11 protein-coding genes and 1 pseudogene are annotated in these 15,278 nt (G+C 67.6%); 7 read left to right on the top strand and 5 right to left on the bottom strand.

Features of this window, described 5'->3' with window-relative positions:
* Nucleotides 1-1,325: 1,325 nt before the first annotated feature.
* The 4 genes and pseudogenes from ACFWRV_RS16620 (at nt 1,326) to ACFWRV_RS16605 (ending at nt 7,376) form a co-directional block, all read left to right on the top strand.
* Nucleotides 1,326-3,692, top strand: a complete 2,367-nt coding sequence (locus ACFWRV_RS16620) for a glycoside hydrolase domain-containing protein (RefSeq protein ID WP_384334679.1) — start codon at nt 1,326-1,328, stop codon at nt 3,690-3,692.
* The gene (locus ACFWRV_RS16615; RefSeq protein WP_384334676.1) at nt 3,692-4,114 is read left to right on the top strand and encodes a hypothetical protein; all 423 of its coding nucleotides are present in this window, start codon (nt 3,692-3,694) and stop codon (nt 4,112-4,114) included. Before ACFWRV_RS16620 ends, ACFWRV_RS16615 begins: the two co-directional genes overlap by 1 nt.
* A gap of 128 nt (nt 4,115-4,242) precedes the next feature.
* Nucleotides 4,243-4,815, top strand: a complete 573-nt coding sequence (locus tag ACFWRV_RS16610; RefSeq protein WP_384334673.1) for a hypothetical protein — start codon at nt 4,243-4,245, stop codon at nt 4,813-4,815.
* A gap of 522 nt (nt 4,816-5,337) precedes the next feature.
* Nucleotides 5,338-7,376, top strand: a pseudogene (locus ACFWRV_RS16605) (thioredoxin domain-containing protein).
* A gap of 69 nt (nt 7,377-7,445) precedes the next feature.
* On the opposite strand, the gene ACFWRV_RS16600 reads toward ACFWRV_RS16605, so the two are convergent.
* Nucleotides 7,446-8,138 carry a hemolysin III family protein gene (locus ACFWRV_RS16600; RefSeq protein ID WP_384334670.1) on the bottom strand — a complete coding sequence of 231 codons (693 nt, stop codon included), beginning with the start codon at nt 8,136-8,138 and terminating at the stop codon, nt 7,446-7,448.
* Between the two features lie 224 nt (nt 8,139-8,362).
* Between ACFWRV_RS16600 and ACFWRV_RS16595 the strand changes: the two genes are divergently transcribed.
* On the top strand, nt 8,363-10,189 hold the full coding sequence (locus ACFWRV_RS16595; RefSeq protein ID WP_384334667.1) for a phosphoenolpyruvate carboxykinase (GTP): 1,827 nt from the start codon (nt 8,363-8,365) through the stop codon (nt 10,187-10,189).
* 260 nt (nt 10,190-10,449) lie between these two features.
* On the opposite strand, the gene ACFWRV_RS16590 is transcribed toward ACFWRV_RS16595, so the two are convergent.
* From ACFWRV_RS16590 to ACFWRV_RS16580, 3 genes are all read right to left on the bottom strand, one after another.
* Nucleotides 10,450-10,854: a hypothetical protein gene (locus ACFWRV_RS16590; RefSeq protein ID WP_384334664.1), complete on the bottom strand. Its 405-nt coding sequence runs from the start codon at nt 10,852-10,854 to the stop codon at nt 10,450-10,452.
* Nucleotides 10,855-10,935: 81 nt separating this feature from the next.
* Nucleotides 10,936-12,147, bottom strand: a complete 1,212-nt coding sequence (locus tag ACFWRV_RS16585; RefSeq protein ID WP_384334661.1) for a pyridoxal phosphate-dependent aminotransferase — start codon at nt 12,145-12,147, stop codon at nt 10,936-10,938.
* A 296-nt stretch (nt 12,148-12,443) separates the two neighbouring features.
* Nucleotides 12,444-13,256 carry an arylamine N-acetyltransferase gene (locus ACFWRV_RS16580; RefSeq protein ID WP_384334659.1) on the bottom strand — a complete coding sequence of 271 codons (813 nt, stop codon included), beginning with the start codon at nt 13,254-13,256 and terminating at the stop codon, nt 12,444-12,446.
* 175 nt (nt 13,257-13,431) lie between these two features.
* Between ACFWRV_RS16580 and ACFWRV_RS16575 the strand changes: the two genes are divergently transcribed.
* Nucleotides 13,432-13,761 (top strand): hypothetical protein, encoded by a 330-nt coding sequence (locus ACFWRV_RS16575; protein ID WP_384334656.1) that lies wholly within the window; start codon nt 13,432-13,434, stop codon nt 13,759-13,761.
* A 141-nt stretch (nt 13,762-13,902) separates the two neighbouring features.
* On the opposite strand, the gene ACFWRV_RS16570 is transcribed toward ACFWRV_RS16575, so the two are convergent.
* Nucleotides 13,903-14,721, bottom strand: coding sequence for an NAD(P)-dependent oxidoreductase (locus tag ACFWRV_RS16570; protein WP_384334653.1), 819 nt, complete (start codon nt 14,719-14,721; stop codon nt 13,903-13,905).
* Nucleotides 14,722-14,819: 98 nt separating this feature from the next.
* Here ACFWRV_RS16570 and ACFWRV_RS16565 point away from each other — a divergent pair, with 98 nt between their 5' ends.
* Complete coding sequence (locus ACFWRV_RS16565) at nt 14,820-15,203, top strand: winged helix-turn-helix transcriptional regulator (protein ID WP_384334650.1); 384 nt, start codon at nt 14,820-14,822, stop codon at nt 15,201-15,203.
* The last annotated feature ends 75 nt before the right edge of the window (nt 15,204-15,278 follow it).

Below are 15,278 nucleotides of genomic sequence, written 5' to 3'. Positions count from 1 at the left end.
GACTGAGCAGCAGGCTTCTGGAAAAGTCAACTCAGGGCAGCGAAGGGAGCAGAACGGTCGTGGTCGCGATATAGCCAAGAAGCGAACACCGAGCTGATCGGTATCACCTGTCCATTCAATTCCGATACAAGCCGCCTCTTACGCACTTGTCGCCATTGGGCCCTCCTCAACCTGCCTGCCTGAGCCGTCCGCCTGCTTGCCTATCCAGCTCGCGCACGGTAAGGACATGCAGGCCATTGAGCCGTCGGCCTCGCAGCGACTCACAAGCGCTGGATCATCCAGATCTACGAGTGCCAGGGTGTCCCGTTCCTGACATACCGCGCCTACCAGCGAGCCGTTCCCTGGGTCATCAGGCGCAAATAGTCTGTGGTCTGACGCCTTAAGGCACGGCCGTCTCGTGCCCATCGTCGGCAGTTTCTCCAGAGGTGGCCCGCGCTGCGGTTGGATCGAGTTTGCCGGCGATCACGTGCTGAAGCCCCTCCTGGGTTGTCACTGGAGCGGAGGCTCCACGTCAGCCGGTGAGCATGACTCGTCCGAGCGGTCCGAGCAGCGAGCGCCGGCATCACACCGGACCGAGGACGAATGCAGACTGATCACCACAGGAAGACAGGGCTGCACCGAACCGCCCGAAGCATTCTGAACCACCAGAAATTCGGTCGGTGGAACCCCAAGATCCCGACAGAGTTGGGCAGGGGCATTTTCCGGCCAGCCTTGCCGACACGGAAAACGGGACCTCGCGATTTCGCGCCGCTTCACATCCGGTCCTATTGGCCCGTTTATCCAGAATGCCCGGTGTGGGCACTCGGCAGGCTGCCCATTCTTCCGTGAAAACACCACTTTCTCGCACGATGTAACTGTCAGCGAATTCGAGCCAAGATCTCGTGGAACTGCGCGCCTTGTGTGATTGATCACAGACTTGTCGACTTCTCGTGAATAACCTGTGACCTCATTCGCGAGATGTGTGAAAGTTCCGAGACTCTCCGTCTGGCGGTAGAGAAAGTAGACCTTATACCGGCAAAACTGGTAAATCGCCACACATCACCCCACCGCTGGTCGGTGAAAATCAATGAGCGTTGTCGCAAGAAAATTTTACGCATAATTCTCGCTGCATCAGAGCTGCCCGACTGCTTCACGGGGGACTGATAAAGAATATTGTTTGTTCTTCGAATATGCCGTCTTGTTGGCCGTGACAATAACGGGCCCCGCTGCGTCGGCGGCTGACCAGGCTGAGCCTCAGGGCAACGCGTCGGCTGAGTCGCGCACCATGTTGACCATGGTAGCGAGCGAACATATTTCTCACTCAAAGTTAAAGAAGGTAGGTTCTCGTGGCTGATGCGAAGGTCCTTGAGGGTCAGAAGTGGGTCAATGCCACCTATGCTGGCGTGTCGGGGTACGTGAAGTGCCCAGAAAACGGTCAGACCAGCTGGTCGACCATGAACTCGTTGATCATGGGCCTACAGCACGAACTGGGAATCAGCCCGGTCGTTGCCTCGTTCGGGGCGACCACGATGAGTAAGCTTGAGGCACTCAAGGGCATTACCGACGGAGAGAACCAGCCCAATAAGAACATACCCTACATCGTTCGCTACGGCTTGTTCTGCAAGGGCTATTGGGGAGAAGCCGGGGACACCTTCAACGCCGACGCACTTGAGTCGATGAAGAAGAACATGGGTATATGGCAAGAGGGTCAGGAGGGGTGGAACCGCATGGTGCAGGCCAAGGTTTTTAAGGCCCTTCTCACCATGGACTCCTATGTTGTGGTCGCCGGCGGCACTGACAAGATCCGCGGAATTCAGCAATGGTTGAACGGCCTGTACTGGGAAAAGTCTGCCTACTCAATAGGGCCGTGCGACGGACTCTATTCGCGAGATGTGCAAAAATCCTTGGTGATTGCTCTCCAGTATGAGATGGGCATCGCGTCGCCGAATGGAAACTTCGGGACCGGCACCCAGGCCGCCCTGAAAAACCACACGCTTGCCCAAGGTGCCACCGGCATCATGGTGCGACTGTTCACCGCCGCGTGCGTGTTCAATGAACCGGTGCCGGTCGGCGAGTACGCGGAGCGGACCAGCTTCACCTCCACTTTCGACGCGGCGATCACCAGGTACGTGAAGTTGTTCCAGAGCTTCTCCTACCTACCGGCTTCCGGAAACGGCGACTACGACACGTGGTCTCAGCTGCTCGTGTCCATGGGAAATCCCGATCGCAAGGTCTTCGGATCCGACACTCGGTTCGTCATTAATGCTGACCGTGCCAGATGGCTCAAGAATAACGACTACCAGATCGTCGGCCGGTACCTTTACAGTCCGGATCCCAAATTCGAGAAGGAGATCCTGCCCGGTGAGCTTGAGGTCATCCTCAATGCCGGTCTGAAATTCTTCCCGATCATGCAGGTCCACGGTCGGGATGTGACCGAGTACACCTACACCACAGGTTTCCAGCACGCTTTGATAGCGCACGAGAAGGCGACGACGTTCGGTATCCCACGCGGGTCGGTCATCTATTTCGCGGTCGACTATGATGCCACCCAGGATCAAATGGACCCCTACGTCGTGAAGTACTACCAAGGCGTGGTAGCCGGCCTGGCCGATCGTGGCAAGAAGTACGTCCATGGCGTGTACGGGTCGAGGAACGTGTGCATCAACGTCACCAACAAGACCTACGCCCGATACTCATTCGTTTCAGGTATGTCCTGGGGCTTCTCCGGGAATCTCGGCTACCCCCTCCCTGCGAACTGGTCGCTGAACCAGATCAAGGAGATATCTGGCATCGAGATAGGCGGCGCCGGGGGAAAGATCGACCTGGACAACACCGTGTGGCGGCTACGTGAAGACGGCGGCGACCCCGGCGTGTCCTCACTGGCCACCGCTGCCTCCCCGGCGGCGGACTTCATATCCTATATTGATCAACTGTATGCCACGGCCCAGGAATACAAGGCTGCCAACTCCACCAACCGCAGCGCATCCCAATTGGTAATGGAGTTCGTCCGCCACGAAGACTATGGCGGATATAACTGGGGCTATCTCATCGGCCCCTACGACCGGGACTGGGTCGCCTACGCCGAGCGTAAGGGCCACAAAGTGAAGGAGGAATTCGTCGACCCTGTCTCGGGCTACGAAATGGGCCCCGAGCACTTGCTGGCCACCGCTAACGGCCACCTGCTCTATGCCCAACCAGCAAATGCCAAGTCCGTGAACGCTGGGGACATCGCCGGGTGGGCCGGCGACCTTATGACCTTCTATGCCAACTGGCGCAACGACGAGCAGCAGTATGCGTCCGGCAAAGCGTACTGTGACGCGAAGCTCGCCAAGCCGGGCATATCTTCTTCCTTCTCCTTCAAGGACCTGCTCGAAGACGCCGACGGCTACCTGATTGCCCGCGCCTGCGCTGACGGGACTCCGATCAACCAGTTCGTGCGGGCGTACTATGGCGATGGCGGTGGCCACCGCACCCGGTTCACGCAGTATTTCAACAAGCGGTTTTTCACGGCAGCAGACTGCAAGGCCCAGGCATATAACGCTCTGACGATGGAGAACGAAACGTACAACGTTGCGCGCTCTGCGCTGATCCTGGCAACCGGGGCGCAATCTCCGACAGTACTAGCCAACCTTCCTGGCGGATTCGATAAACTGCAAAGCTTCTGCCAGGGGTTTGCCGACGCGATCATTGCAAGGATGGGTTCCGAGTCCTGATGTTCCTTCTCGTCTTCGCAGCTCTCGGCCCTGCCATCCTGGCAGGACTGATGCTGCGTCGCAGCGTTAGATCGCGATGGTACGAGCAGCCTATTGAGCTCATTGGTGCCGCCCTGGCAGTCGGCGTTTGCGCAGTCGTCGTGTGGGGGATCGGCGTCTTCGCAGGGGGGCTGGATGGTCGGGAAACCTGTCAGCTCACCCATCACACCACCTACGACCAGGCGTGGCGTGAACGCTCGGGAGCGGATGGCACATCAGTCTTCCCGTTGGCCAACGCATGCAACGAGCACGTCAGTCTGGTGCCCGCATGGGTGAACCCCACGATCGCCGTTCTCGCCGCCTTCACCGTCAGCGCTCTCGCCCTTGCTCTGTTCCGGATCGCTCTTGCGATTTTTCACAGAAAGGAACCGGTCTCCTCATGAGCGGTACAACCAGTCGTAGACGTTTGCTCGGAGCAGGTGCAGCTACCGCTGCTGGCCTCGCTCTCGCTACCAGCGGGAGCCCCGCGCAGGCTTCTGCCCGGCCGAAGCCACTGCCGAGTGCCGAGCAAGTGAAGCTGCCGGGAGGCAGGGAATGGATCGGGCGAAAGTCCGCAAATGGCTGGGATATCCTGGCCGAGACCACCCAGTACCAGGTGCAGGGTGTACCGAAGCTCAACGTCAGGCTCACGAAGGGCGCAGCTGCGACCATCCTGCTATACGTTGTGCGCCGCTATGCCTACGAGATCGACATGCTTCGACCCGAAGAGCTGGCAGGGCACACGACGGACCGTGCAGTGGGGGCGGATTTCGAATCGAATTACCTGTCCGGGACAGCCGTAACGATTCAGCCTATGCTCTATCCGCTGGGCGGTACGGCCGCCAACGGCATGAGTGAGCTTGCGGTGACAGTGGTAGAGGACATTCTTGCCGACGTGGGTGAAGTCGTAGCGTGGGGCGGAGAGCTGGACCCGCTCAAACAGTCCCACTTCCATATAGCCACCCCTCCTGGCGATCGGCGCCTTGAAGCGATGGCTGACCGCATCGGTGATTGGAACACCCGCCCCGGAAAGGGCGCGGGCTGCATCGACGCTTTCACCCGCTCCCGGATATCTCGTTCTCGAGCGGCAAAGAACGCACGTTGACCACTGCTTGAGCTGTGCCCGCACAGGGGCGACGGGTTGTTTGGCGAACGGTTACGGGATGATGTTCGATCCGACCGCTGCAGACCTTCGATGGCGGGAAGCGTGACTCCAAGGTCAGCGGCTCGTGGGTGTCTTCGGCTCACCCTTACCGCCTTGGCCTCGATTTTTCGTGACGGCCCGTCGGCTTATTCGGCGGGCCGTTTCGGTTGTCCGGAGTGCTGGGCGGTTGCTCACAGTGCCGCTGCCTGCCCGAACCCACTCCGCAGCAGGGCGAGCACCGTAGTGCCGCGGCGGTCGCCCGGTCGCCGCGATGCACCACGGAGATCGCCCGGCGGATTTCCGCGGGCTCCAGCCGCCGGACGGCCAGCCGCATGGACGACAGCGACGCGACCATCTCCGGCAGGCGGCCCGTCTCGCCCGCCTCGTTGGCCCAGCAGGGTGGCACGCCCCTGGCGTGCTGGGTTCGACACGGAGGTTGCGGAAGCGTAGGTCGGACGGGCCGGGACATGCAACGATGCCGGTATGAATCGACTGGCTAATGAGCAGTCGCCCTACCTACTCCAGCACGCCTCCAATCCAGTGGACTGGTGGCCATGGGGAGAGGAGGCGATGGAAGAAGCTAAGCGGCGGGACGTGCCCATCCTCTTGAGTGTGGGCTATGCGTCCTGCCACTTATGCTTCTGCTAATTCACTGGTGCCACGTCATGGCGCACGAATCGTTCGAGGACGCGACCGTGGCCGCCTATCTCAACGCGCACTTCGTGCCCGTGAAGGTCGACCGCGAGGAGCGGCCCGACGTCGACGCCGTGTACATGGAGGCCGTTCAGGCGGCCACCGGGCACGGCGGGTGGCCGATGACCGTCTTTCTCACGCCGGACGCCGAACCCTTCTACTTCGGGACCTACTTCCCGCCCGAGCCCCGGCACGGCTCGCCCTCCTTCCACCAGGTTCTGGAAGGCGTGGTGGCCGCCTGGACCGATCGGCGCGAGGAGGTCGCCGAGGTTGCCGGGCGGATCGTCGCGGATCTGGCCGGGCGGTCGCTGGCCCACGGAGGTGACGGGGTGCCGGGGGAGCCGGAGGTCGCTCAGGCGCTGCTCGGGCTCACCCGGGAGTACGACGAGCAGTACGGCGGATTCGGGGGCGCGCCCAAGTTCCCGCCGGCCATGGCGGTGGAGTTCCTGCTGCGGCACTACGCCCGTACGGGGGCCGAGGGCGCGCTGCAGATGGCCGCCGACACCTGTTCGGCGATGGCCCGGGGCGGGATCTACGACCAGCTCGGCGGCGGGTTCGCGCGCTACTCCGTGGACCGGGAGTGGATCGTCCCGCACTTCGAGAAGATGCTCTACGACAACGCGCTGCTGTGCCGGGTGTACGCCCACCTGTGGCGCGCCACCGGGTCGGACGAGGCCCGGCGGATCGCCCTGGAGACCGCCGACTTCCTGGTCCGCGAGCTGCGGACGGCCGAGGGCGGGTTCGCCTCCGCGCTGGACGCCGACAGCGAGGACGCGCGGGGCAAGCACGTCGAGGGGGCGTTCTACGTGTGGACGCCCGACCAGTTGCGCGAGGTGCTGGGGGAGGACGACGCCGCCTTCGCCGCCGCGTACTTCGGGGTGACCGAGGACGGGAGCTTCGAGGAGGGCGCCTCCGTGCTCCGGCTGCCGGGGGACGCGGGGCCCGTGGACGCCGCGCGCGTCGACGGCGTACGCGCACGGCTGCTGGCGGCCCGTGAGGAGCGGCCGCGCCCGGGGCGGGATGACAAGGTGGTCGCCGCCTGGAACGGGCTCGCCATCGCCGCGCTCGCCGAAACCGGCGCGTACTTCGACCGGCCCGACCTCGTGGAGCGGGCCACCGAGGCCGCCGATCTGCTGGTCCGGGTGCATCTGGGCGAGGTGGCCCGGCTGACCCGTACGTCCAAGGACGGGCGCGCCGGTGACAACGCCGGGGTGCTGGAGGACTACGGCGATGTGGCTGAGGGCTTCCTCGCGCTGGCCGCGGTGACGGGGGAGGGGGCCTGGCTGGAGTTTGCCGGGTTCCTGCTGGACATCGTGCTGGAGCAGTTCACCGGCGAGGGCGGTCAGTTGTACGACACCGCCCATGACGCCGAGCAGCTCATCCGGCGGCCCCAGGATCCGACGGACAGCGCCACCCCGTCCGGGTGGACGGCTGCTGCGGGGGCGCTGCTCTCCTATGCCGCGTACACCGGGTCCGAGGCCCACCGCACCGCCGCCGAGGGCGCGCTCGGCGTGGTGAAGGCGCTGGGCCCGCGCGTCCCCCGGTTCGTCGGCTGGGGGCTCGCGGTGGCCGAGGCGCTGCTCGACGGGCCCCGCGAGGTCGCCGTGGCGGGGCCGGTCGGCGGGGAGCTGCACCGTACGGCGCTGCTGGGGCGGGCCCCGGGCGCGGTCGTCGCGGCGGGACAGGGGCCGGGTGCGGGGGCCGAGTTCCCGCTGCTGGTGGACCGGCCGCTGGTGGGCGGGGAGCCGACCGCGTACGTCTGCCGCCACTTCGTGTGCGACGCGCCGACCACGGACGTGCGGGAACTGGCGGCCAAGCTGGGCGGGTGACGCCAGCGGACAGCGCTGAGGGGCCGGTCGTCTCGTGCGGCCGGCCCCTCGTGCGTAACCCCTCAGCGATCACCCGTGCTGGTACGCCACCAGCGAGATGCCCACGTAGTGCGCGATGAACGCAGCCAGCGTCAGTGAGTGGAAGACCTCGTGGAAGCCGAACCAGCGCGGCGACGGGTTCGGCCTCTTGATGCCGTAGATCACGCCGCCCGCGCTGTAGAGCAGCCCGCCGACGATGACCAGCACCAGGACCGCGATGCCCCCGCTCCGCATGAAGTCGGGCAGGAAGAAGACCGCCGCCCAGCCCATCGCGATGTAGCACGGCGTGTAGAGCCAGCGCGGGGCGCCGACCCAGAACACCCGGAAGGCGATGCCCGCCGCCGCGGCCGCCCAGACTGCCCACAGCAGGGGCCGGGCGGTGGACTCGGGGAGCAGGAGCAGCGTCAGCGGGGTGTAGGTGCCCGCGATGATCAGGAAGATGTTCGCGTGGTCCAGGCGGCGGAGCACCGCCTCGCCGCGCGGCCCCCAGGTGCCGCGGTGGTAGACCGCGCTGACACCGAACAGCAGGCAGGCGCTGAGGATGTAGACGGCGCAGGCGATCCGGCCCAGCGTGCTGTCGGTCAGCGCGATCAGGGTGATGCCGGCGATCACGACCGCCGGGAACATTCCGGCGTGCAGCCAGCCGCGCATCCTCGGTTTGACGGGGGTGGGGTCGAGTACGACGGGGCCCGGGCTCGCGGCGTCAGCGGCAACGTCAGTCATGACTCGCATGCTACCTACGCCACCGTAGGTAGTGGATATGGGGCGCAATTGAGTGGCGATGCTCACGTGTGAGGCCCCCTGGACAGATGGGCGGATCGGTCGGATGATCAAATGAGTGCAGTCGGCACCGGATGAGCGCCAGGGGAATTCGAAGGGTACGAAGCATCCGGGTCGCAGCCCCCACGGGGCCTACAGACAACTGACACCCTCAACTAGGAGCGATCGTGGCGCGCGACATCGCGGCTCCCCTCACTGTCCCCACCCACCACCAGGAGCTGATCTCCTGGGTCGACGAGATCGCAGCCATCACCCAGCCGGACCGGGTGGTCTGGTGCGACGGCTCCGAGGCCGAGTACGAGCGCCTGTGCGGGGAGCTCGTCGCCAAGGGCACGTTCACCAAGCTGGACGAGATCAAGCGGCCGAACTCGTACTACGCCGCGTCCGACCCGAGCGATGTCGCCCGCGTCGAGGACCGCACGTTCATCTGCTCCAAGGAGGAGAAGGACGCGGGCCCGACGAACCACTGGAAGGACCCCGCCGAGATGCGGGAGATCTTCACGGGGGAGCAGGGCGTCTTCCGGGGCTCCATGCGTGGCCGGACCATGTACGTCGTGCCCTTCTGCATGGGCCCCGTCGGCTCGCCGCTCTCCGCGATCGGCGTCGAGATCACCGACTCCGCGTACGTCGCCGTCGCCATGCGCACCATGACCCGCATGGGCCGCGCCGTCCTGGACGAGCTGGGCACCGACGGCTTCTTCGTGAAGGCCGTCCACACCCTCGGCGCCCCCCTGGCCGAGGGCGAGCAGGACGTCCCGTGGCCCTGCAACACCACGAAGTACATCTCGCACTTCCCCGAGGACCGCGAGATCTGGTCGTACGGCTCCGGCTACGGCGGCAACGCCCTGCTCGGCAAGAAGTGCTACGCCCTGCGCATCGCCTCCGTGATGGCCCGCGACGAGGGCTGGCTCGCCGAGCACATGCTCATCCTGAAGCTCACGCCGCCGCGTGGGGAGAGCAGGTACGTCGCGGCCGCGTTCCCGTCCGCCTGTGGCAAGACCAACCTCGCCATGCTGGAGCCGACCATCCCCGGCTGGACCGTGGAGACCATCGGCGACGACATCGCCTGGATGCGGTTCGGCGAGGACGGCCGGCTCTACGCGATCAACCCCGAGGCCGGCTTCTTCGGCGTCGCGCCCGGCACCGGCGAGCACACCAACGCCAACGCCATGAAGACCATGTGGGGCAACTCCGTCTTCACCAACGTCGCGCTCACCGACGACGGCGACGTCTGGTGGGAGGGCATGACCGAGGAAGCGCCCGCGCACCTCACGGACTGGAAGGGCAACGACTGGACCCCCGAGTCCGCCACGCCCGCCGCCCACCCCAACGCCCGCTTCACCGTCCCCGCCGGACAGTGCCCGATCATCGCGCCCGAGTGGGAGGACCCCAAGGGCGTGCCGATCTCGGCCATCCTCTTCGGTGGCCGCCGCGCCTCCGCCGTCCCGCTGGTCACCGAGTCCTTCGACTGGCAGCACGGCGTCTTCCTCGGCGCCAACGTCGCCTCCGAGAAGACCGCCGCCGCCGAGGGCAAGGTCGGCGAGCTGCGCCGCGACCCGTTCGCCATGCTGCCGTTCTGCGGCTACAACATGGGCGACTACATGAACCACTGGGTCAAGGTCGGCGCGGACAAGGCCGACCAGTCGAAGCTGCCCAAGATCTACTACGTGAACTGGTTCCGCAAGAACGACGCCGGCAAGTTCGTCTGGCCCGGCTTCGGCGAGAACAGCCGCGTACTGAAGTGGATCGTGGAGCGCCTGGAGGGCAAGGCCGAGGGCGTCGAGTCCCCGATCGGCATCCTGCCGGCCAAGGGCTCGATCGACACCGAGGGCCTGGACCTCTCCGAGGCCGACCTCGACTTCCTCCTCACCGTCGACAAGAAGGTCTGGCGCGAGGAGGCCGCCCTGGTCCCCGAGCACCTCAACACCTTCGGCGACCACACGCCCAAGGAGCTGTGGGACGAGTACCACGCGCTCGTCGAGCGCCTGGGCTGAGCCCGCCGGTCCTCCTGAAACCCCGCGGTCGGGTCCATCGGACATCCGCCCTGACCTGTGGGGCCGAACGGCCCGCCGCGGTACGGGGCCCGTCGTCGCGCCTGTCGTGACCGGCGGCCCCGGAGGGCTCGTCCCCGACCAAGGACACCCCTCCCGGCCCCCGGAACCCCCTCACGGTTCCGGGGGCCGCCCCTTTTCGTGATGCCGTGAAGTCCGTGGCACCCGGTCCGCACGCCTCCGAAGCGCGCGGACCGGGGCCGTCAGTGGGCGCCGACCAGGTGCCCGGAGGGGGCGACGTCGGCGGCGGCGAGGGCCGCGGTGTGGGCGTCCATCCGCTCGGCGGAGAGGATGGCGGCGGTGGTGTCGGCGCGGGACGCGGCCACCAGCAGGGCGCGGCCCGCGAGGGCGTGGGCGCGACGGTGGAGGTCCGCGGGGGCAGCGTCGGTCAGGCCCGCGTGCCGGGCGGGCGGGGCGCCGCGCAGCCGGGCCACCTGTTCGGCGATCCGGTCGCCCGCCGTGCCGAGGCCCAGTTCGTCGGTGACGGCGAGCAGGGCGGCCAGATGCCCGGCGAGCTGGATGTCCAGCTCGTCCTCGCGGCTGCGGTGCGGAAAGTCCGCGTCGTCGGCCGGAGCGTGGACCGATGGGCTGCGGATCGGCTCGTACATGGATGGCCTCCCGATGGTGCGTGGAACCATCCTACATTGGAATGAGTCTAAAGTTATGTGGGGTCCGGAGGCGTGATCGGTCTACGGCTGTCCGTAACCGTCCAGGAAGGTGCCGATCCGGGTCACCGCGTCGGTCAGGTCCTCGGCCGTCGGCAGCGTGACGATCCGGAAGTGATCGGGCTCGGGCCAGTTGAAGCCGGTGCCCTGCACGACCATGATCTTCTCGGCCCGCAGCAGGTCCAGCACCATCTGCCGGTCGTCCTTGATCTTGTAGACCTTGGGGTCGAGCCGGGGGAAGAGATACAGCGCCCCCTTCGGCTTCACGCAGGTCACCCCGGGGATCGAGGTCAGCAGGTCGTACGCCACATCCCGCTGCTCCAGGATCCGGCCGCCCGGCAGCACCAGGTCCTCGATCGACTGCCGCCCGCCGAGCGCGGTGGCCACCGCGTGCTGCGAGGGCATGTTCGCGCAGAGCCGCATGTTGGCGAGGATCGTCAGCCCCTCGATGTACGAGGTGGCGTGCGCCTTCGGGCCGCAGACGGCCATCCAGCCGGAGCGGTAGCCGGCCACCCGGTAGTTCTTGGAGAGCCCGTTGAAGGTCAGCACCATGAGGTCCGGCGCCAGCGACGCCGTCGGGGTGTGGGTCGCGCCGTCGTAGAGGATCCGGTCGTAGATCTCGTCGGAGCAGACGATCAGGTTGTGCCGCCGGGCGATCTCGGTGAGACCGCGCAGCATCGCGTCGTCGTAGACCGCACCGGTCGGATTGTTCGGGTTGATGATCACCAGGGCCTTGGTGCGGTCGGTGATCTTCCGCTCGATGTCCGCGAGGTCCGGCATCCAGTCGGCCTGCTCGTCGCACCGGTAGTGCACGGCCGTACCGCCCGCCAGCGAGACCGAGGCGGTCCACAGCGGATAGTCGGGAGCCGGTACGAGCACCTCGTCGCCGTCGTCCAGCAGCGCCTGCATCGACATCTGGATCAGCTCGGAGACGCCGTTGCCCAGGTAGATGTCCTCGACGTCGAGGTCGATCCCCTTGGTCTGGTAGTGCTGCATCACCGCGCGGCGCGCGGACAGCAGCCCCTTCGCGTCGCCGTAGCCGTGCGCGCCCGCGAGATTGCGCAGGATGTCTTCGAGGATCTCCGGCGGGCACTCGAACCCGAACGCGGCGGGGTTGCCCGTGTTCAGCTTGAGGATGCGCTGACCGGCCGCTTCCAGCCGCATCGCCTCCTCCAGCACGGGACCCCGGATCTCGTAACAGACGTTGGCGAGCTTCGTCGACTGGATGACCTGCATGTCCGCGAGCTTACGGCGGCGTTTCGCGGGGTGCGCGGGGATTGCTCCCGGCGTGCTCCCCGCGGGGCGCGCCCCCGCCCCGCCGCGTCTTCCATCGCCATGCCCGTCGCCGCCCCGGACCGTGGGATCGCCCGGTCGGGACGGCGTCGGGGCTTGGAAAGGCGGCGTGAGCGGCCGGGACGGGTGAGATGCGCCACGCGGGTACCCGGGCCGGGGGCCGGGTGGACCCGGTCGCCCCGTACCCGGCCGACGCGTACGGGGCGGGTGCGTGGGGTCGGCCGGGCCGTCCGGGGCGGTCACTCGGGCAGCCGGGCGCCCTCCGGGAGCCGGATGCCGAAGTCGTCCGCCAGGACCCGCAGCGCCTCTGCGCCGTCCTTCAGCCGCCGCTCCTTGACCGTGCCGTCGTCGGCCGTCTCCACCAGGTCCAGCCCGGCGAGCAGCAGGTGCGAGCCGATCCGGGTGCGCTGCGCGTACACCGCCTGCCGGAACGGCGAGTTCGGGTGCGTCGCGACGTGCCAGTTCATCATCTCGTAGTCGGGCGCCTCGAACGGTTCCAGGGTGAACGTGTGCTGCGGCTCCCACGAGCCGCCCTTGTTCGCCTGGAGCTCCCACGTCGGCAGCGGGCCGTCGTGGGCGACCTGGACGAGCCGGTGGTGGCGCGGGGCGTCGAACAGGTCGGCGCCCTCCACCAGCTCGATCGGCTCCAGCAGGGCGCCGGTCGCCCCGAAGCCGACGTCCGCCAGATAGGGATGCGGCTCACCCTCCACGCCCACCTGTAGCAGCATGTGCGCACGCGGCCGGATGTCGCCCGGCGCCGCACCCAGCATCACGCGGGCCGTCAGCGGCGTCACGGAGAAGCCGATCTGCCGCAGGACGGCGCAGAAGAGGGTGCTGTGCTCGAAGCAGTACCCACCGCGCCCGCCGCGCACGAGCTTCGCCTCCAGGTCGTCGAGCGCCAGTGACGGGGCGGAGCCGAGGACGGCGTCCAGGTTCTCGAACGGGATGCCGGACAGGTGGGCCCGGTGCAGGGACCGCAGCACCTCCAGCGTGGGGCGGGGCTCCCCGGCCCAGCCGATGCGGGCGAAGTACGCGTCGAGGTCGATTGTCATACGCCGACCGTACGCAGCCGGGGCGCGGGCACGCCTCCGGCCACGGACCGAAGTGCGCGACCGGAGGGCCTCGGTCGCTGGGCCTCGGTCGCTGGACCGAGGCGCTCCCGAGGCGGGCGGCTCAGATCTTGCTCAACTCCGGTGAGAGCCGGGCCGTCCCGGGTAACGGTGCCCCATGAGCCTGTTCCGGAAGCCCCAGCCCCTCGCCGTTCTCGTCGTCCGCGACGCCCCCGATGTCGTCGCCGGCCTTCGGCGTGCGCTGGAGACCGCCCCGGACGCCGAGCGTCCCGGACTGGAGCGCGCCCTCGCCCTGGCCGAGGACTCCGCCGGACGCCCGGACGCGGAGCTGCGCGGCCAGTGGGTGCGGCAGCGGCTCGCCGCCGCCGGGCACGCGGGGCCGGCGGACTCGGTGGAGGCCATCAAGATCCTGCGCCAGGCCGAACCCGGACTGACGCTGCTCCAGGCGGTGACGTACGCGAAGGAGGCCGCGGCGACGGAAGCCTGACGCAGGCGCAGGCGCAGGCGCCGACGGTAGGGCGGAAGGGAGGGCGGAAGGGCGGAAGCGCCCGGTCCGCATCGCCGCGCCCGACTGTCACGCGGCGTGAGTCGCGCCGGACCGTCACGGGCCGTGAGTCGCGCCGGACCGTCACATGCCCGTCATCGAGCCCGCCGACGCGATCAGCAGGGCCGTGTCGACGCCCTGCTCCTGCGCGGTGCGGAGCAGCGTCGCGTCTCCCGCCTCCGCCACGGCGGCACTGGTGGAGTCCTCGGGCACGGGACCGCCCGCGTACGCCGCCGTCGCCGGGGCCATCGCCGTCAGCCAGTCCGCCACCAGCGTGCCGAACTCCTTCTGGTCGATCCCGGCGTCCGCCACCAGCGCGGCCGCGTGCCGGGCCCCGGCGAACATGGCGGTCATCGCGCTGAGCAGCGCCACGTCGTGCAGCGCGGCGAAACCGGGGTCGGCGCCGACGTACCGGGTGGCGACGGGCACGGCCAGCACGTCCCGGTGCGCGTCGAAGACCTCGCGCGAGCCGCTGTAGAAGACATAGCCGCCGGCCTCCGGCACGCCGACCATCGGCGGGACGGCCATGATCCCGCCGTCCAGGAAGCGGGCGCCGCGCTCGTTCGCCCAGACCGCCCGGGTGCGCGACTCGGCCGGGGTGGAGGTGGTGAGGTCGACCAGGTCCTTGCCGGTGAGGTCGGCGTCGGCGAGCGCCGCGCGGACCGAGGCGTCGTCCAGGAGGCAGACGACGACGAGCGGGCTCGCGGCCACCGCCTCGGCCGCCGTCGCGGCCACCCGCGCGCCCGCGGCGGCGAGTTCGGCGCTCCGGCCGGGGCTGCGGTTCCAGACGGTCAGAGGGTGCCCGGCGGCGAGCCAGGTACGGGCGAGCGCGGTGCCCATGGCGCCGAGGCCGAGCAGGGTGAGAGGGGCGGGAGAGGCGGATTCAACGGTGTTGTCGGACATGACGATTAGGCTGGTCGAAGAGGCCGGTGCCGACAAGTACGCACTATGGAGTGGGTGGTTACCTCGTGGATAGCGACCAGGTGGGGAGGGGCGGTCCGATGAAGCGGGTCGTACGGAGGCCGGGGGCGTTCGTCTGCGGGATCGACGCGGCGATGGACGTGATCGGCGGCAAGTGGAAAGTGCTCATCCTGTGGGCGCTGAACGAGCGGACCTGCCGGTTCGGTGAGCTGCGCCGGGCCGTGCCCGGGGTGACCGAGAAGGTGCTCAGCTCCCATCTCAGGGAGCTGGAGGACGACGGCATCGTGCACCGCGAGGTGTATGCCGAGGTGCCGCCGCGCGTGGAGTATTCGCTCACCCCGCTGGGCCTCTCGCTGAACGCGGCGCTGGAACCGCTGGGGGAGTGGGGGCGCGACCACATCTACCGGGACGCGTCCGGGACGGAGGCCGCCGCCGAGCCCGTGGCGGGGCTGAGTCAGGGGTAGCCGCGGCCGCGGCCGGAATCGACCCCTTGTGATGGCCTGACATCTGCGCCAACATGCGCATGTCAAAAGCCGGAA

This window comes from Streptomyces sp. NPDC058576 (assembly GCF_042718715.1).
Classification (GTDB): domain Bacteria; phylum Actinomycetota; class Actinomycetes; order Streptomycetales; family Streptomycetaceae; genus Streptomyces.
The sequence above is the reverse complement of the archived record's forward strand: the minus strand, read 5'-3'. Positions and strand labels throughout refer to the sequence as shown.